The organism is Olleya sp. KJ81-1, assembly GCF_055808135.1.
Genome location: NZ_CM147854.1, coordinates 1,280,301 through 1,297,877 on the forward strand (window position 1 = coordinate 1,280,301; position 17,577 = coordinate 1,297,877).

At 31.5% G+C, this 17,577-nt stretch carries 18 protein-coding genes and 2 pseudogenes; 13 read left to right on the plus strand and 7 right to left on the minus strand.

Going from position 1 to position 17,577, the window contains the following annotated elements:
• Window positions 1-119: 119 nt before the first annotated feature.
• Genes dnaA through AC0L3M_RS06085 form a run of 3 tightly spaced genes read left to right on the plus strand, consistent with a single transcriptional unit; the run spans window position 120 to window position 2,751 of the window.
• Window positions 120-1,547 carry a chromosomal replication initiator protein DnaA gene (gene dnaA / locus AC0L3M_RS06075; RefSeq protein WP_028281850.1) on the plus strand — a complete coding sequence of 476 codons (1,428 nt, stop codon included), beginning with the start codon at window positions 120-122 and terminating at the stop codon, window positions 1,545-1,547.
• An 11-nt stretch (window positions 1,548-1,558) separates the two neighbouring features.
• Window positions 1,559-2,011 carry a low molecular weight protein-tyrosine-phosphatase gene (locus tag AC0L3M_RS06080; protein WP_473432212.1) on the plus strand — a complete coding sequence of 151 codons (453 nt, stop codon included), beginning with the start codon at window positions 1,559-1,561 and terminating at the stop codon, window positions 2,009-2,011.
• Between the two features lie 26 nt (window positions 2,012-2,037).
• The gene (locus AC0L3M_RS06085; protein ID WP_473432213.1) at window positions 2,038-2,751 is read left to right on the plus strand and encodes an SAM-dependent methyltransferase; all 714 of its coding nucleotides are present in this window, start codon (window positions 2,038-2,040) and stop codon (window positions 2,749-2,751) included.
• Here the strand turns inward: AC0L3M_RS06085 and AC0L3M_RS06090 are convergent.
• From AC0L3M_RS06090 to dapF, 6 genes and pseudogenes are all read right to left on the minus strand, one after another.
• Window positions 2,748-3,386, minus strand: coding sequence for a peptidoglycan-binding protein LysM (locus tag AC0L3M_RS06090; protein ID WP_473432214.1), 639 nt, complete (start codon window positions 3,384-3,386; stop codon window positions 2,748-2,750). The two genes, AC0L3M_RS06085 and AC0L3M_RS06090, sit on opposite strands and share 4 nt — an antisense overlap.
• A gap of 106 nt (window positions 3,387-3,492) precedes the next feature.
• Window positions 3,493-4,068, minus strand: coding sequence for a YfiM family lipoprotein (locus AC0L3M_RS06095; RefSeq protein WP_473432215.1), 576 nt, complete (start codon window positions 4,066-4,068; stop codon window positions 3,493-3,495).
• Window positions 4,047-4,397 (minus strand): hypothetical protein, encoded by a 351-nt coding sequence (locus AC0L3M_RS06100; RefSeq protein WP_473432216.1) that lies wholly within the window; start codon window positions 4,395-4,397, stop codon window positions 4,047-4,049. The genes AC0L3M_RS06095 and AC0L3M_RS06100 overlap by 22 nt, the downstream gene beginning before the upstream one ends.
• Before the next feature lie 5 nt (window positions 4,398-4,402).
• Window positions 4,403-5,445, minus strand: a pseudogene (mltG, locus tag AC0L3M_RS06105) (endolytic transglycosylase MltG).
• Window positions 5,435-5,968, minus strand: a complete 534-nt coding sequence (locus AC0L3M_RS06110) for a GNAT family N-acetyltransferase (protein ID WP_473432217.1) — start codon at window positions 5,966-5,968, stop codon at window positions 5,435-5,437. The pseudogene mltG and the gene AC0L3M_RS06110 overlap by 11 nt, the downstream one beginning before the upstream one ends.
• The gene (gene dapF / locus AC0L3M_RS06115; RefSeq protein ID WP_473432218.1) at window positions 5,962-6,741 is read right to left on the minus strand and encodes a diaminopimelate epimerase; all 780 of its coding nucleotides are present in this window, start codon (window positions 6,739-6,741) and stop codon (window positions 5,962-5,964) included. The genes AC0L3M_RS06110 and dapF overlap by 7 nt, the downstream gene beginning before the upstream one ends.
• 125 nt (window positions 6,742-6,866) lie before the next feature.
• Between dapF and AC0L3M_RS06120 the strand changes: the two genes are divergently transcribed.
• The 3 genes from AC0L3M_RS06120 (at window position 6,867) to AC0L3M_RS06130 (ending at window position 10,637) form a co-directional block, all read left to right on the plus strand.
• Window positions 6,867-8,279 (plus strand): trypsin-like peptidase domain-containing protein, encoded by a 1,413-nt coding sequence (locus AC0L3M_RS06120; protein WP_473432219.1) that lies wholly within the window; start codon window positions 6,867-6,869, stop codon window positions 8,277-8,279.
• A 150-nt stretch (window positions 8,280-8,429) separates the two neighbouring features.
• The gene (locus AC0L3M_RS06125) at window positions 8,430-9,878 is read left to right on the plus strand and encodes a glyceraldehyde-3-phosphate dehydrogenase (protein WP_145002024.1); all 1,449 of its coding nucleotides are present in this window, start codon (window positions 8,430-8,432) and stop codon (window positions 9,876-9,878) included.
• Between the two features lie 129 nt (window positions 9,879-10,007).
• Entirely contained in the window at window positions 10,008-10,637 is a 630-nt protein-coding gene (locus tag AC0L3M_RS06130; RefSeq protein ID WP_473432220.1) for a tRNA (guanine-N1)-methyltransferase, read from the plus strand.
• A gap of 345 nt (window positions 10,638-10,982) precedes the next feature.
• Here AC0L3M_RS06130 and AC0L3M_RS06135 read toward each other — a convergent pair whose 3' ends face one another.
• Window positions 10,983-11,831 carry a DUF2911 domain-containing protein gene (locus tag AC0L3M_RS06135; protein ID WP_473432221.1) on the minus strand — a complete coding sequence of 283 codons (849 nt, stop codon included), beginning with the start codon at window positions 11,829-11,831 and terminating at the stop codon, window positions 10,983-10,985.
• 142 nt (window positions 11,832-11,973) lie between these two features.
• Between AC0L3M_RS06135 and AC0L3M_RS06140 the strand changes: the two genes are divergently transcribed.
• The 7 genes and pseudogenes from AC0L3M_RS06140 (at window position 11,974) to AC0L3M_RS06170 (ending at window position 17,575) form a co-directional block, all read left to right on the plus strand.
• Complete coding sequence (locus tag AC0L3M_RS06140) at window positions 11,974-12,303, plus strand: ArsR/SmtB family transcription factor (protein ID WP_292948516.1); 330 nt, start codon at window positions 11,974-11,976, stop codon at window positions 12,301-12,303.
• Between the two features lie 34 nt (window positions 12,304-12,337).
• Window positions 12,338-12,806 (plus strand): annotated as a pseudogene (locus tag AC0L3M_RS06145) (DUF6428 family protein).
• Between the two features lies 1 nt (window position 12,807).
• Window positions 12,808-13,296, plus strand: a complete 489-nt coding sequence (locus AC0L3M_RS06150) for a GNAT family N-acetyltransferase (protein WP_473432222.1) — start codon at window positions 12,808-12,810, stop codon at window positions 13,294-13,296.
• Window positions 13,297-13,397: 101 nt separating this feature from the next.
• Window positions 13,398-14,054, plus strand: a complete 657-nt coding sequence (locus tag AC0L3M_RS06155) for a TetR family transcriptional regulator C-terminal domain-containing protein (RefSeq protein WP_473432223.1) — start codon at window positions 13,398-13,400, stop codon at window positions 14,052-14,054.
• A gap of 73 nt (window positions 14,055-14,127) precedes the next feature.
• Window positions 14,128-15,438: an ABC1 kinase family protein gene (locus AC0L3M_RS06160; protein WP_473432224.1), complete on the plus strand. Its 1,311-nt coding sequence runs from the start codon at window positions 14,128-14,130 to the stop codon at window positions 15,436-15,438.
• A complete protein-coding gene (locus AC0L3M_RS06165) occupies window positions 15,439-16,056 on the plus strand; it encodes a flavin reductase family protein (RefSeq protein WP_473432225.1) in 618 nt (205 codons plus the stop codon).
• Window positions 16,057-16,150: 94 nt separating this feature from the next.
• A complete protein-coding gene (locus tag AC0L3M_RS06170; RefSeq protein ID WP_473432226.1) occupies window positions 16,151-17,575 on the plus strand; it encodes an SDR family oxidoreductase in 1,425 nt (474 codons plus the stop codon).
• The last annotated feature ends 2 nt before the right edge of the window (window positions 17,576-17,577 follow it).

Below are 17,577 nucleotides of genomic sequence, written 5' to 3' on the forward strand. Positions count from 1 at the left end.
ATAGTAAATGATTTTTTTTTACGTTTTTTGTTCACATATTTGCCAAGCTAACAATCAGAGTTGTCTTATTGCTATTATAGGGACAAATTAACTAATAAAAAATACTTTTTAAAATTAACATGAGTGTAACTGCGCAAACGGTCTGGAATAATTGTCTCCTTTTTATAAAGGATAATATCCAACCACAAGCATACAAAACTTGGTTTGAACCAATCGTCGCGGTTAAACTAACAGACAATGCATTAAGTATTCAAGTCCCTAGTAAATTTTTTTACGAATGGTTAGAAGAGCATTATGTTAAATTATTAAAAGTCTCTTTAACTAAAGAGTTAGGTGAAACTGCCAAACTAGTGTACATTATAAAAATGGAAAACACGTATGGTAATAAACAACCCTTTACAGAAAAAATTCCGAGTTCAAATAGAAGTGCTGTCAAGTCGCAAAACGTTGACGTACCTTTAAATAATAAAAATCCGGAATTAAGAAATCCATTTATAATTCCTGGAATTAGAAATGTAAAAATTGAATCTCAACTTAATCCAAACTATAATTTTGATAACTTTTTAGAAGGTGATTCAAACCGTTTAGCACGTAGTGCAGGTTTAGCAGTCTCTGCAAAACCAGGTGGAACATCTTTTAATCCCTTATTAATTTTTGGTGGTGTTGGTTTAGGTAAAACACACTTAGCACACGCTATTGGTGTTGATATAAAAGATAAATACCCAGAAAAAACTGTTTTATATATTTCTGCTGAAAAATTTACGCAACAATATATTGACTCGGTTAAAAAGAACAATCGTAATGACTTTATACACTTTTACCAATTAATAGATGTATTGGTTATTGATGATGTACAGTTTTTATCTGGTAAGTCTGGTACACAAGATGTCTTTTTCCACATTTTTAATCATTTGCATCAAAACGGAAAACAAGTTATTTTAACAAGTGACAAGGCTCCTGTAGATATGCAAGATATTGAGCAACGTTTATTATCAAGATTTAAATGGGGATTATCTGCCGAGTTACAAACTCCAGATTTTGAAACACGTGTATCCATATTAAAAAACAAATTATATAGAGATGGTGTAGAAATGCCAGAAGATATAATTGAATATGTTGCTAAAAACATAAAATCTAATATTAGAGAGCTTGAAGGTGCCATTATTTCATTAATAGCTCAATCTTCTTTTAATAAAAAAGAAATTAATATAGAGTTAGCTAGACAGGTTGTCGAGAAGTTTGTTAAAAACACAAAACGTGAAGTTTCAATAGATTATATACAAAAAATAGTATCAGATTATTTCCAAATGGATGTGGATACTTTACAATCTAAAACTAGAAAACGTCACATTGTACAAGCTAGACAGTTAGCCATGTTTTTTGCTAAAAAGTTTACTAAAGCCTCTTTAGCTAGTATTGGTTCTCAGATAGGAAAACGTGATCACGCTACAGTATTACATGCTTGTAAAACGGTTGATAATTTATCAACTACAGACAAGCAGTTTAGAAAATACGTGGAAGATTTAACGAAAAAACTTTCGGTTTAATTTTATTTTAAATGACTAGAATTTTAATGGTCTGCCTAGGAAACATTTGTCGTTCTCCTTTGGCTGAAGGCATCCTACAATCTAAATTAGATAATCATTTATATTTTGTAGATTCTGCAGGAACAAGCAGTTACCATATAGGAAACAAACCAGACCCTAGATCCATTGCTATTGCAAAGCAAAAAGGTATCGATATTACCCAACAACAAGCTAGACAATTTGTAAAACAAGATTTTTTAGATTTTGATATTATTTATGCTATGGACAATTCTAACTATAATAATATTATAGCTTTAGCAGAAAATGATATTCAAAAATCAAAAGTAAATCTAATATTAAACGAAAGTCAACCAAATCTAAATTTAGACGTACCAGATCCATATTATGGTGGTGACAAAGGGTTTGAAACTGTATTTAATATGCTTGATGATGCATGTAATAAAATTAAAATTAGGTTAAAATAAACTACGTTTTATATATTTATAAAATTATGACAAAAGGTAAATTATATTTAATTCCGTGTACACTTGGCGAGTCCAATCCATTTCATGTTTTACCTGCTCAGGTAAAAACGATTATTGATAGTTTGGATACTTTTGTTGTTGAAAACTCTAAAGCAGCTAGAAAGTTTATAAAATCTATAGCTCCTGAAAAACCACAATCTAGCTTAACCCTATTTGAATTAAATAAATTTACCGAAGCTGCAGATTTACCTAATTTTATACAACCTTGTTTAGAGGGAAAAACTATTGGTTTAATATCTGATGCTGGTTGTCCTGGAATTGCAGATCCTGGAGCTGACGTTGTTAGTTTAGCTCATAAAAATGACATCCAAGTTGTACCATTAGTTGGACCATCCTCTATCCTACTTGCTATGATGGCTTCTGGTATGAATGGTCAAAGTTTTGCTTTTAATGGTTATTTACCTATTGATAAAGGAGAGCGTAAAGCAGAATTAAAACGCTTAGAACGTTTGAGTTTTGAACATAACCAGACACAGTCTTTTATTGAAACACCTTATCGAAACAATAAATTATTAGAAGATTTATGTAACATATTAAGCGAAAACACAGAAATTTGCGTGGCGTGTGATATAACATTACCTACTGAGTTTATTAAAACAAAAACAGTAAATCAATGGAAAAAAAATAGTGTTGACCTACATAAAAGACCAACACTATTTATAATACACAAAAGCTTTTAAGCGCTTTCATATTTTACTCTAACCTTTTTAACAGGTTTAATTAACGAGGTATCATAACCCGAAAACTTTTTCATGTAATACTTAATAGTTGCACCATTTGCATCTGCAAAACCAGTTTCGCCATAACTTCTAAGAAATTTTTTAACACTACCTGGACCTGCTAAATGTGCAGCTGCAAGTATACCAGACTCGGTTACCTTCACACCTTTAATAAGTTTTCCTTTAAAACGTTTAATATCCTTACGCAAAACCCATTTATTACGCTGTGTATTTGCTATAAATGCTTTTTCTTGTAATTCCGGATTGTTTAAAAAGAATTGTGGATGATGGATGCCTAACACTTTTAAGGTACTTTTTCCAAATTGATATTTACCTAAGTAACCAAATTGGTTAACCCTAAAATAATCATTTTGAGACTCTTTAAAACCTAAAGCTTCTTTAAAACCTGTAAATGATTTTCCTAGGTGTGGCGAAAATATTTTTTGTTGATTTATTGCTAAATCCTGATTATCTAAATCATTAATATCGTATCGCTCTATTAGTTTAGCATTACCTTCTGTTTGATCAAAAACAACCAAAACTAATATAGAAATGGTAAGTACTAATGATATAAACTTTCCAATATTTTTTTTCATTTGTATTGATTTAAAAGTCTAATAATTATTAAGGGATAGACTTAAATTTCAGCGTGCAAATATACGAAAAAAAATTAAATACTGATAATCAATATGTTAACTTATGTTAAAAGTACAAAAGGTGTCCTTTTACCTTTCCATTGTCATTTAATTGAATTGTAGGAAAAGGAATTTTTACAACGTTTACAAGGTTAAATACTTGTTTTAAAAATGCAGAATTAGTTTTAATTTTGGTTAAGTCCATATCTAAACTTAAATAAAATTGTCTGCTTCGTTTTTGGTTAGTAAATTCTAAATTTTGAAGACTAGCATTACCATACAATAAGCCATCAACACCATAACCTACTGCTACATTTAACCATCTAGGTAATTTTGTGTCTTTAAAAAACGACTGTATGTTGGCACTTAACCAATAGGTTTGTCCATTATAATCTTTAATAATCTCTTCAAGTAAACCTTTACCCAATTTTTCAGGATTTTGATTAGCGTAAGGACTTTGACTAAAAGAGTATTTTAATTGAATCCGTTGTTCATCCCAAAGTAATTGTTGTCCAATATACAAACCTGCTCCTGCTGCATTTGCTGTAAAATCTCCCCAAGAAAAACCCCATTCTTCTGAAAAACCATCTAAAACTTCAACAGCAGTTAAAAAAGAAAAACCTATAGTTGCGCCATATAACAACTGATTTTTTTGCTAACACCACACCAATTTAAAGTTTGAGCTCCAAATTTACCAAGTTGATAGGCAGAAAAACTGTGACCTAATTTATCCATTTTAAACCACTCAGAATTATCGTTTGTGGTATGAAATTTTGAACGTTTATAATCTGAATACCATAACGTATTTAAACCAACAATTGACAAAGTGGCCAAACTGGTTTGAGTAATTATTACACCTTGTTTACGTTTTGTATTAAGTGTGTCACTGGGTTTAAAAAACGAATCATCATCAATTTGCCCTAAAGCTAAAATTGAAGTCAAAAAAAGTAATAAAGTGATTATTTTATTCAAAAAAATTATCTGTTAACTCCTTGACTATTAATCCAACGTACATATTCGTTTTTATTGGCATTATGTTGACTTAAGGTTTTAGCAAATTTATGATAACCAAAGTTTTGCACATTAGCGACAAAGTAATAATAATCATGAGATTCTGGATTTAGTACAGCATCAATTGCTGATACATCAGGCATTGTTATTGGTCCAGGAGGAATACCAGCATATTTATACGTGTTGTATGGCGAATCAATTTCAAGGTCTTTATATAACACACGTTTAATAATTTGATCAAAATCGTTTTCTTTTAATTTTTTAGAAAAAATCACAGTAGGGTCTGCTTGTAATGGCATTCCTTTTTTTATTCTATTTAAATATACTCCAGCTACTCGTGGTCTTTCGTCAACTTTAGCAGTTTCTTTTTGTACGATGGATGCTATGGTCATAACCTCGTTAACGGATAGGTTTAAAGCTTTACGCTTTGTTTGTCTAGTGGTATTCCAAAAACGATAATATTCTTTTAACATACGTTCTCTAAAACCTTCGGCAGACGTATTCCAAAAAACTCATAACTATTAGGTACATACATATTTAAAACTGTTGCATCAGTAAACTTATGCTCTGTTAAAAAAGTATTATCCGTCATTACAGATAAAAGCTGTAAACTATCCGGTTCAATTTGTTGTGCTATACGACCTGCAAGATTTTGTATACGTTCTTGATTGTTAAAACTTAATTTAATTGGAATGTTTTTACTTCTAATTGAGTTTATAATATCATTATTACTCATGTTTTTAGTAATAGCAAAACGTCCCGCTTTTATATTAGTGGTGTATTTTTTTTGCTTTGCTAAAGCATCAAAACTGTCAATATCTTTTAACAAAGGGACTAATTGCGCTCTTACTTGATCGTAATTTGCATTGGTTGGAACATATATATAAGCTTTGTCGTTATTAAAAGCTGTGTTTTTTTCAAACATGGCTCCATAAATAAAATAAGCAAAATAAGCTGCTACGACTAATCCAATTAAGGCAATAGCTAATAAAATTTTTTTAATGTACATCTGTATTAATCAATTGAAATAAATATTCGTTTTTAAAGTGACCGTTTAAATAATTCCAGTCTTTTTTTAATCCTATCTCTTTAAAGCCTTGACTTTTAAAAAGCGCTAAACTTGCAGTATTGTCCTCACTTATATTACAATATAATTGATGTAAATCTAAATGTTTAAAACAATAATTAGTCAATAATTGCAAAGCTTCTTTACCATGCCCTTTTTGTCTATTAGCAGTATCTTTTACTAAAATACCAATACCTGCTCTTCTGTTTTTATAATCAAAATCAAATACATCAATCATTCCTATTGCATCTTGATCTTTATTACAAATGACTAAACGTAATTGTTTGACTTCGTAAATATCCTTGTGTGCGTGGTCTAAATACTGTTTGATAAGGTATTTGGAATATGGTGTTATCGTGTTGCTAATTTCCCAAATGGATTCGTCATTTTCTATTTGGTGTATAAATGACAAATCTTCAGGCTCTAAGGCTCTTAAATTTATATGTTTACCTTGTAATGTTAGCATGTAATTTCGCCTTTAAAAACCTGTTTTGCAGGTCCTATTAACATGACGTTTTTATAAACATTTTCTGTTTTTGTAAAAGACACTTTTAACTGTCCACCTTGTACATTAAGATTTACTGTGGACGCTTTACTTTGACCTGTCTGATGCATGGCTATAGCGACTGCTGTTGCACCTGTACCACAAGATAAGGTTTCATCTTCTACTCCTCTTTCATAGGTTCTTAACGCAAAAGTATCTTCGTTAATTTTTTCAACAAAATTTACGTTGCTTCCTGCTTTGTTATAAGGTTGTCCATATCTAATTTTTGACCCTTCCGTTTTAACATCAAAATTAACTAAGTCCTCAACAAACTGAACGTGATGTGGCGATCCTGTATCTAAAAATTGGTGTTGTTTAAAGACTTCAATGGTATCAACATCTTTCATTTGTAGATGTATTAAACCATCTGTCAATTTTGCATAATGCAAACCGTCTATCGCTTCAAAAGTGGTCTCATGTTTTACAATCTGCAAAAATTCCGCGAAAGCGACAATACAACGTCCACCATTACCACACATTGTACTTTGGTTTCCGTCTGCGTTGTAATACACCATTTTAAAATCTACAGTTGGGTGATTTTCTAGTAAAATTAGCCCATCTGCTCCTACTCCAAATCTACGATCACATAAAAATGCAACAAGTTTGGTATTATTTTTGTCGAATAAGTTTTGCCTATTATCAATCATGACAAAGTCATTACCTGTTCCTTGATATTTATAAAAAGTCAATGTCATTGGGCTGAAAAATTGAATGACAAATATAAGTTTTTTCAGTTGTTAAAACGTCGTTAAAGTTGAAATAGACATTCAATATTTAATTAATTTTAATCGTTATCTAATAAATCTAAACTAAGTATTTTATGAAGAAGATGTTAACTTTGGTTTTAGTTTCGGTATTAGGAGGTGCAATTACCCTAGGAACATACAAAACCTTTCTTGAAAAAGACAACGCACAAATTGCAACTAACACGCTACAGGATAATCCTGTTTTTTTACCTACCAATTATAAAACAACCACAACTGCTTTAGCTGCTAATGATGGTATTAGCTTTACCAATGCTGCGGACAAAACAGTACATGCTGTGGTACACGTTAAAAATGTGGCATTAAATACAGCACAACCTACATTACAAGACCTATTTTATGGTCGTGTACCTCAAAAAAGGCAACTTGGTACTGGTAGTGGTGTAATTATTTCTCCTGATGGTTACATTATTACTAATAATCATGTAATTGAGGACTCGCAACAATTAAGTGTTACCTTAAATGACAATCGTACCTTAACAGCTAAAATTATTGGTACTGATCCAAAAACAGATATTGCTTTATTAAAAGTAGAAAGTGACGAGCAGTTACCTTATACAACGTTTGGTGATAGTGATACTGCTAAAATTGGCGAATGGGTTTTAGCTGTTGGTAATCCGTTTAACTTAACATCCACAGTTACTGCAGGTATTATTAGTGCTAAATCTAGAGATTTAAGTGGACAAAGCACACAGTCTTTTATCCAAACAGATGCTGCTGTTAATCCAGGAAACTCTGGAGGAGCCTTAGTTAATACTGCTGGAGAATTGATTGGTATTAATACAGCAATTACTTCTCAAACAGGATCTTATATTGGTTACTCTTTTGCTGTACCTAGTAATATTGCTAAAAAAGTAGTACAAGATATTATGGAGTTTGGTAATGTCCAAAATGGTATTTTGGGAGTTATTGGAGGATCATTAAATAGTACATATGCAGAAAAATTAGGTGTGGCAGAAACCGAAGGGTTTTACGTGGATGATGTTGAGGAAGACACTGGAGCTGCTGAAGCTGGTATTAAAAGTGGTGATATTATTAAAATGATTGATAATATTAAAATTAAAAAATTCTCTGATTTAAGAGGCTTTTTGGATGCCAAACGTCCTAATGATGTTGTTAACGTAACTTTATTACGTGATGGACAAACTAAGGAGGTTGCTGTTACTTTACTAAAAAACAACACCTATATTTTACCTGTTATTGGTGTTATTAAAAATGCAAAACCAGAAGACTTAAAAAAATACAAAACTAAAAATGGTGTAAAAATCACTAAAGTAAATGGTACCTATGGTCAATATTTACAAAGGGAAGGTATTGAAGCTGGTAACATAATTACTGCCATTAATAACGTAAAAGTAAATACTATTGAAGATGTTGATAACGTTTTAAAAAACAGAGACACCTATCAACCATTAAGTATCGAGCTAATAAACTCCAAAGGAGAGAAAAACAGATATGGTTTAAGATAATTAATTATCCAACCTAAATAGAAAGCACTTAATTAGTAAAATTAAGTGCTTTTATTTTTTTATACTTTTTCCTTTACGAAATCGTTTGAAATCAATACTTTTGCCGAAAATTTACATAATAAATTAACAACACACACTAAATAATTTAAAATGTCCATTAACGAAACTTACGAAAACGAATTAGCGTTTCAAGCAGACAGAAGACGAGCTACCGTAGAATTTATTAAAATTGTTAGCGATTTATGGTATGACAAATCTATCGAATTGGTGATTTTTAGAAACCAATTAATTGACAGAAATGTATCCGAAATCTTAAACCTGCATGAATATGCTGGCGAGTTTGTACAAAAACCAATCTCAATTTTTGATTCTGTAGAGATTGCCCAGGCTATCAAAACTTTAGATGTACCTCCTGCTAAATTAGATATTGGTAAATTAACGTATGAGTATCATTTAGAAGAAAAAAAATACAGCAATGCTTTAGCTTTTGTATCTAACAAGCTTAAAGGTGCTAGTAAAACTAAAGATATCACACCTAAAGATGTAGTACTTTATGGATTTGGTCGTATTGGTCGTTTAGTAGCTAGAGAGCTTATGACACGTACTGGTAAAGGAAGTCAATTACGTTTACGTGCTATAGTAACACGTGGTAAATTAGATGCTACTGTATTAGAAAAACGTGCAGCTTTATTACGTAACGACTCTGTACATGGTGATTTTTCTGGTACTGTCACTACAGATATCAAAAACGAAGCTTTAATTATTAATGGGACAACTGTAAAGATAATTAATGCTAACCAACCAGAAGACATCGATTATACCAAATATGGGATTAACAATGCACTAATCATTGACAATACAGGTGTATTTAGAGATAAAGAAGCATTAACAAGATTAAAAAATTCTCCAGGTGCTGATAAAGTATTATTAACTGCTCCAGGAAAAGGAATTCCTAATATTGTTTATGGTGTTAACCATCTAGAAAATGATCCTGATAAAATAGACATCTTCTCTGCTGCCTCTTGTACAACAAATGCGATTACTCCTGTTTTAAAAGCAATGGAAGATACCTATGGTGTAAAAAGCGGACACTTAGAAACGATACACGCTTACACAAACGACCAAAACTTAGTAGACAACTTCCACAGTAAATACCGTCGTGGTCGTGCTGCTGGTTTAAACATGGTAATAACCGAAACTGGAGCTGGTCAAGCGGTTTCTAAAGCATTACCAAGCTTTGAAGGTAAGTTAACCTCTAACGCTATTCGTGTACCTGTACCAAATGGGTCTTTAGCCATTTTAAATTTAGAATTAAGCTCTAAAGCTAGTATTGATAGTATTAATGCAACATTAAAAAAATATGCATTAGAAGGCGACTTAGTTGAGCAAATTAAATACGAAATGAGTGACGAGTTAGTGTCTACAGACATAATAGGTAGCTCTGCACCTTCTATTTACGACAGCAAAGCAACCATTGTTAGAAAAGATGGAAAAAATGCAATACTATATGTATGGTATGATAATGAGTATGGTTACAGCCACCAAGTAATTAGATTAGCTAAGCATATTGCTAAAGTAAGACGTTTTACATACTACTAACATCCAAATTTTAATTACAAACGTATATATAAAAGCCTCGCAATTGTGAGGCTTTTTGTTATATTTAAGCCTTATAGCAAACCTTTTTTTTATATTTTCGCAAAGACGAAAGACAACAAACACAATACAATGCATAAAACAAATTTTCTATTAGCAGCTTTTTTCCTATTACTTTTTACTTTTACTGCTACTGCACAAACTGAAACCGAAGAAGAAGATGACAAACTATCATTAGATTCGGGAACTTTAGAAAACCAATTTGAATATCTAACAAAAAGATCAAACAACTGGAGAGATGCACGTGGACAGTCTTATGAAGTTATTAGAAACGAATGGATTGAAAAAATTAAATCGCACACTTTAGATTCGTTAAAAGCACTAAAAAAAGAATTATTAGACACTCAAAATAAAGTAGCTTCTCAAAGTCAAGAAGTAACGCAATTAAAAAGTAGCTTAAGTAATACAAAAACCAACTTAGAAGAAACAAACCAAGAAAAAGACAGCATGTCTCTATTTGGATTACAAATGAGTAAAGTTGGATACAACACATTACTATGGTCAATCATTGCAGGATTACTAGCCTTTCTATTTTTCTTTATCTATAAATTTAAAAACAGTAATGCTGTAACTAAAGAAGCTAAATTAAGATTGGAAGAAACTGAAGAAGAGTTTGAAGAACATAGACGTAATGCCTTAGAGCGTGAACAAAAAGTAAGACGCCAACTTCAAGACGAACTTAATAAACATCGCAATAGCTAGTACAAACTATTAATCGCAATAAAAATCAAAAATCTGTAAACTTATATTTACAGATTTTTTTATACTTAAAATTCTAATAGAAGTATAATGCAAAGCAATGTATTCAGTAAAAAACAAATACTTTAACAATAATAGCGCTTTCGCGGAAATTAAGCCAGTGAGTAACAACTAAATTTAACAGTCATATAGACTGTAAAATAATAGCCTTACTACACTATAATTAATCAAAATGAATTATAAAAACATGTCTATAATAAGACTGCTTTAAATTCAGAATATAGAGTTAATTTAAAAAAAAGTGCAATCTAATAGATTGCACTTTTTTATAATTTAAGAATCCTTAGATTATAATCCTCCCCATTCTTTTAAAGAGTCTGTATTCATCTTAATATAATCCGCATTACCTGCTTTTTCAGCAAGTGCTAAAGACGCTTTAGCAGCTTTAATAGCTCCTTTTTTATCTCCTGCTTTTGCATTAATTAAAGACTGTTGACGTAACACCCAAAACTTAGGAGCATCTTTATACATATCTACTGCAGTATTCATCCAAGTTACAGCTTGATTGATATCCTTACCTGACTCAAAATAGTAACGTGCTGCTGCATAATAATCATCTGCACTAGGACCATTCATTGTTTTAGCAATAGCGTCAGTAACTACTTTATCTGTTGCAACCTCAAATTTTACAGCTACATAAGCTTTTTCCCACATAATTCCTAAAACAGCAGAATCATTTGTTAAGTCATCAAATGACATAGTAAACGTTTCGATATCCATTGGTAAAGTATATACTTCTGCAGATACTTTAGCAGCTACTTTTGATTCATCTAAAGTTTTTGGTGCTCCCCAATTATTAGTATCGTTGTAAAATATAATGTCCCAACTAGCTGCATTTGGTGTTGTAAATACTGCATAAGACCCAGCTTTTAAAGCTTGACCACCAACAGTTACATCTCCACTAAAAGTTATAATAGTATTTTTATTTGCTCCTGTTCTCCATAATTGTCCAAAAGGCACTAAGTTTCCAAAAACTTCACGACCTCTCATTGATGGTCTAGAATATTCTAATGTAACATCTGTAAGACCAACTTTTTGTTCAATCTTTTGAAACGGACTAGGTTGAGGCGTCTCAATTTGTGCATTAACAGCAAATGATACTGTTAGCAACATAATTAATGTAAATAATTTTTTCATGGTTATATTTTTTGATTTTAATTAACGTAAAATTAAGCATAAGTATAACCTTGTTTGTTAATAAAACCTTAAAAAAAGAGTAATCTATTTTTAAAATCAAACAATTAATCGTAATATTGCGATGTACAAATATGCGAACATTATGGGATTAATTAAAACCGAAAAATTTTCAGAATCACAAAACCAAATTGCACTTTTTGCAAAAGCATTTGGACATCCTGCTAGAGTAGCCATTATACAACATTTGTTTAAAATTAATGCTTGTGTATGTGGTGATTTAGTAGAAGAAATTGGATTAGCACAACCCACTATATCTCAACATTTAAAAGAACTAAAAAACTTAGGTTTAATACAAGGTACTATTGAAGGTACTAGCGTTTGCTATTGTATAGACAAGGACAATTGGACAGCCATGAAAACACTTTTAAATGGCTTTTTTGACAACAATTTAGACAGCAACTCGTGTTGCTAAAAACAAAATATTAATCATAATAACACATTAAATTATGACACTTTCAGAAATTAAAAAACACTTATCACAATTAGAAACTATTTCTTTTACACTGCCTGATGGTAGTTTAGTTCCAAACCATTTTCATGTTACTGAAGTTGGACAAGTCGCTAAACACTTTATTGATTGTGGCGGAACTGTAAGACAAGAAAAAAGTAAGTTTTCAACTTTGGAATGCAGATGACTATGACCACAGGTTACATCCTGAAAAATTAGCTAAAATTATAGCGCTATCAGAAGATATTTTTAACCTAGAAGGTTTAGATATTGAAGTAGAATATCAAGGAGAACAAACCATTCAAAAATTTGGATTAGAATTTAAAAACAATACTTTCCAACTAACATCATTAGTAACGGATTGTCTTGCAAAAGATAAATGTGGTATTCCGGAACCAAAACAAAAACTACAATTTTCAGACATGCAGGCAGGAGACTCTTGTGCTCCAGGATCAGGTTGTTGCTAAAATGAATATTATACCCATAAATATAACTAATTTCAATAAAGTGCAATCCATTTATAAACAAGGAATTGCTACTGGAGTTGCAACATTTGAAACCGTTGTACCTGATTGGGAATATTGGAATAATAACCACTTACCTATTGGTCGTATTTTAGCAATAAAAAACGACCAATTTTTGGGTTGGGCAGCTTTAAGTGCTGTTTCAAAAAGAAAAGTTTATTCTGGTGTAGCTGAAGTCAGTATTTATATTGACAAACACTTTAGAGGACAAAAAGTTGGCGATATACTGCTTAAAAAACTAATTGAAATTAGCGAAAAAAATAATATTTGGACACTACAAGCCGGAATAATGAAAGCTAATCAAGCAAGTCTAAAATTACACACTAATAATGGTTTTAGAATAGTAGGTTACAAAGAAAAAATAGGACAATTAGATGGTGTTTGGCTAGACAATATAATTCTTGAAAGACGTAGTAAACTAGTTGGTATTTAATCGTTTTTGACCAACATACACAAAGTCATGTTAAATTTTGTTTAACAATAACTAAACATCGTTAAACATTTTGTATCTTTATGCTACCAAATTTTTATAGGATGGCAAAAAAGAAAAACATAAGTAGTAACGACATCATTTCATTTTACATGGATTATGTCCTAGAACATAACGAGCAACCAAAATCAGTATACGCATTTGCGAAGCATAATAATTTTGAGGAATCTAAATTTTATGAACACTTCGGAACATTTGATGCGATAGAAAAAGGCATCTTCAAAGCCTTTTTTGACAATACACATAACGCCTTAGAGGCTAGTAACGATTACGCAAACTTTGAGCCAAGAAACAAATTATTAAGCTTTTACTTTACCTTTTTTGAAAATCTTACTGCTAACAGAAGTTATGTAATATATGCTTTGCACAAACACAAAAACAGCTTAAAAGGATTTGCTGCATTATCTGAGCTTAAAGCAAGTTTTACACACTACATCAAAGATTTAGGAATCGAGCTTATTGATGTTAAGCAAGAACAGCTAAATAAAATTCAAGACAAAGGGCTTACAGAAACTGCCTGGTTACAATTGTTGTTAACCATGAAATTTTGGATGGATGATACTTCGGCTTCATTTGAAAAAACAGACATTTTTATCGAAAAATCTGTAAACACAAGTTTTGATGTATTAAATGTCATGCCTTTAAAAAGTATTATTGACTTTGGAAAATTCATCTTTAAAGAAAAAATTAAGATGAGTTAATTAAAACATTCGTCAATTCGAGTGTTTTTGAGGTACTAAAAAATGTATCAAGAACAACTAAAACCTACAACTATTGAAAACGATAGACAAAATACCAACTTCAAAAATATCAAGAGCGACTAAATTAGTCACTACTGGAGCAAAAGTTGGTGTAAATTATTTAAAATATTATGGTGATAAAATCACCAAAACTGAAGCCGAAGCTAAAGCGAGACTTAACGAAAACAATGCTGAAGACATCTATGATGGTTTAAAGCAATTAAAAGGTAGTGCGCTAAAAGTAGCACAAATGTTAAGCATGGAAAAAAGTATTTTACCCCAAGCTTATGTAGAGAAATTTTCGTTGGCACAATTTTCTGTCCCACCACTTTCGGCACCTTTAGTTAGCAAAACGTTTAAAAAATATTTCGGGAAATTACCAAGCCAAATTTACGACACCTTTAATCTAAATTCTGTAAATGCAGCCAGTATTGGACAAGTGCATTTAGCCGAAAAGGATGGGAAAAAACTTGCTGTGAAAATTCAATATCCAGGTGTTGCAGATAGCATTGCTAGCGATTTGGCTATGGTAAAACCTATTGCCATAAAAATGTTTAATATTAAAGGAAAGGACTCTGATAAATACTTTCAAGAAGTAGAAAACAAATTAGTAGAAGAAACCAACTACATTTTAGAAGTTGAGCAAAGTAAAGCTATTGTTGCAGCTTGTAAGCACATCCCTAATTTAAAGTTTCCAAACTATTACGAAGCATTATCTTCCGAGCGTATTATAACTATGGATTGGATGGAAGGCGAACACCTTTCTGAATTTACTGCATATAACACAGATCAAAACAAAGCAAACCAATTAGGTCAAGCGCTTTGGGATTTTTATATGTACCAAATGCATGTGATTAAAAAAGTACATGCAGATCCACATCCTGGAAACTTTTTAGTCTCTAAAACAGGCGATTTAATTGCGTTAGATTTTGGATGTATGAAAGAAGTACCACAAGATTTTTATGTGCCTTATTTTGAATTAGCAAAACCAGAAGTAATCAATAATAAAGACGCGTTTACTGCTAAAATGTATGAGTTGGAGATTTTAAGAGAAGAAGACACTCAAGAAGAATTAGATTTTTTCTCGGCAATGTTTCATGAGTTATTAAGCTTATTTACAAAGCCTTTTCATGAGGATACTTTCGATTTTTCTGATCCAGAATTTTTTAATGCTATTTCAGAAATGGGACAACGTTACAGCAAAAGCACAGAGTTAAGAAAAATGAATGGTAACAGAGGTTCTAAGCACTTTATTTACATAAACAGAACCTTCTTTGGTTTGTATAATTTAATGTTTGATTTAAAAGCAAAAGACGTTCAAATTAACAATTACAAAACGTTATAAATGGCTTATTTTAATTTAAAACAGATCCAGGAATTAGAGCATTTATACAAAATAAATTTAATTAACAGTTGCTCTGGTTTTAAAAGTGCTAATTTAATTGGTACAAAATCTGCCGAAGGACAAGAAAATGTAGCTGTATTTAGCTCGGTAACACACATTGGAAGCAATCCACCTTTATTGGGCTTTTTTTGCAGACCAACAACCGTAACGCGTCACACGTATGACAATATAAAAAAGACAGGCATTTATACTATAAATCACATTGATTTAGACAGTTTTGAAGACGCACATCATACATCTGCCAAATACGATCAATCGATATCCGAATTTGATAAAACAGATTTAGAACCAGAATACAAAGATAATTGTGCAGCACCATTTGTTAAAGGCGCTCCAATTCAATTAGAAATGAAATTTGTTGAAGACTATCTAATCAAAGCAAATGACACCATTTTAGTAATCGGAGAAATACAAGGCTTACATATTAATGGTGATTTATTAGAAGACGATGGATTTATAAATCTATCCAAAGCAAATATTGCTGCTATTAACGGATTAGACGGATACACAATCCCTAGATTAGAAAAACGCTTAGAATACCAAAGACCTAAAAAGTAAGAAAACGATAGATAAACACAACGTCAGTTCGAGTGATTTTTTGAAGAATGAAAAAAATTGTATCGAGAACAACAAACCACATAACACCAAACCCATGAGAATATTAGTAACAGGAGCAACAGGTTACATTGGTAAGCGCATTATCCCGTTACTATTAGAGCAAGGTCACACGGTAGTTTGTGCTGTTAGAGGTAAATTACGTACAGAACGTAAATATTCTGAAGAAGAAAATTTACACGTGATTGAAGCCGACTTTCTTAAACCAGAAACCTTAAATAATATTCCAAAAGATATTGATGCTACTTATTATTTGATTCATTCTATGTCAAATTCTGTAGATCAATTCCATCAAATGGAAGAAGATTGCGCAGTAAATTTCAAAAATTATATTGAAACCACGAGTGTCAAACAAGTCATATATTTAAGCGGAATTACCAACGATACAAAATTATCAAAACACTTATTATCCAGAAAAAATGTCGAAACCACATTACAATCAAATCACTATGGTCTAACGGTTTTTAAAGCCGGAATTATAGTTGGTTCTGGTAGTGCTAGTTTTGAAATTATAAGAGATTTAGTAGAAAAACTTCCAGTAATGGTAGCTCCTAAATGGTTAAACACAAAAACACAACCCATTGGTGTACGCGACGTTTTAGCATTTTTGACTAAAGGTTTAGGTAAAACTGAATTGTACAACACATCTCACGATATTTTTGGTCCAGAAGTTATGACATACAAGCAAATGTTATTAAAATTTGCTGAAGCCAGAAAATTAAAACGCTACATCTTAACCGTACCAGTAATGACACCAAAACTGTCTAGTTATTGGTTATACTTTGTAACATCTACATCCTATAAATTAGCGTCATCGCTAGTAAATAGTATGGGAATTGAAATTATAGGCGAAAAAAGTAATATTAATAAATTATTAGACGTCAACCCAATGTCGTATCAAAAAGCTGTAGAATTAGCTTTTGTCAAAATTGAAGGCAACGATATTATCTCAAGTTGGAAAGATGCACTTATTAATAGCCGATTTAAAAAACGAGCATCCACACAATATTTAAAAGTACCAAAACACGGTTGTTTTACAGACATCAAAGAGCGCCAAGTTAATGACGAACAACGTACACTTGAAAAAATATGGGCTATTGGTGGAGAAAACGGTTGGTATTACGGTACCTTTTTATGGAAAATCAGAGGTTTTTTAGACAAACTAGTTGGTGGTATTGGTTTACGTCGTGGACGTACCAACAAAACAAAAATTAAAACTGGAGATGCATTAGATTTTTGGCGTGTACTTTTAGCAGATAAAGACGAAAAACGTCTAATCTTATTTGCCGAAATGAAATTACCAGGAGAAGCTTGGTTAGAGTTTAGAGTTGCTAAAGGTAAAGTTTACCAACGCGCCACTTTTAGACCACGTGGTTTAGCCGGACGTTTGTATTGGTATAGCGTACTTCCCTTTCATGGCTTTATTTTTAAAGGGATGATTAACAAATTAGCCAATGCCTAAAA

Coding starts and splice junctions, on each gene's coding strand:
- dnaA (WP_028281850.1), top strand. CDS start 120: ATGAGTGTAACTGCGCAAACGGTCTGGAATAATTGTCTCCTTTTTATA.
- AC0L3M_RS06080 (WP_473432212.1), top strand. CDS start 1,559: ATGACTAGAATTTTAATGGTCTGCCTAGGAAACATTTGTCGTTCTCCT.
- AC0L3M_RS06085 (WP_473432213.1), top strand. CDS start 2,038: ATGACAAAAGGTAAATTATATTTAATTCCGTGTACACTTGGCGAGTCC.
- AC0L3M_RS06090 (WP_473432214.1), bottom strand. CDS start 3,386: ATGAAAAAAAATATTGGAAAGTTTATATCATTAGTACTTACCATTTCT.
- AC0L3M_RS06110 (WP_473432217.1), bottom strand. CDS start 5,968: ATGCTAACATTACAAGGTAAACATATAAATTTAAGAGCCTTAGAGCCT.
- dapF (WP_473432218.1), bottom strand. CDS start 6,741: ATGACATTGACTTTTTATAAATATCAAGGAACAGGTAATGACTTTGTC.
- AC0L3M_RS06120 (WP_473432219.1), top strand. CDS start 6,867: ATGAAGAAGATGTTAACTTTGGTTTTAGTTTCGGTATTAGGAGGTGCA.
- AC0L3M_RS06125 (WP_145002024.1), top strand. CDS start 8,430: ATGTCCATTAACGAAACTTACGAAAACGAATTAGCGTTTCAAGCAGAC.
- AC0L3M_RS06130 (WP_473432220.1), top strand. CDS start 10,008: ATGCATAAAACAAATTTTCTATTAGCAGCTTTTTTCCTATTACTTTTT.
- AC0L3M_RS06135 (WP_473432221.1), bottom strand. CDS start 11,831: ATGAAAAAATTATTTACATTAATTATGTTGCTAACAGTATCATTTGCT.
- AC0L3M_RS06140 (WP_292948516.1), top strand. CDS start 11,974: ATGGGATTAATTAAAACCGAAAAATTTTCAGAATCACAAAACCAAATT.
- AC0L3M_RS06150 (WP_473432222.1), top strand. CDS start 12,808: ATGAATATTATACCCATAAATATAACTAATTTCAATAAAGTGCAATCC.
- AC0L3M_RS06155 (WP_473432223.1), top strand. CDS start 13,398: ATGGCAAAAAAGAAAAACATAAGTAGTAACGACATCATTTCATTTTAC.
- AC0L3M_RS06165 (WP_473432225.1), top strand. CDS start 15,439: ATGGCTTATTTTAATTTAAAACAGATCCAGGAATTAGAGCATTTATAC.
- AC0L3M_RS06170 (WP_473432226.1), top strand. CDS start 16,151: ATGAGAATATTAGTAACAGGAGCAACAGGTTACATTGGTAAGCGCATT.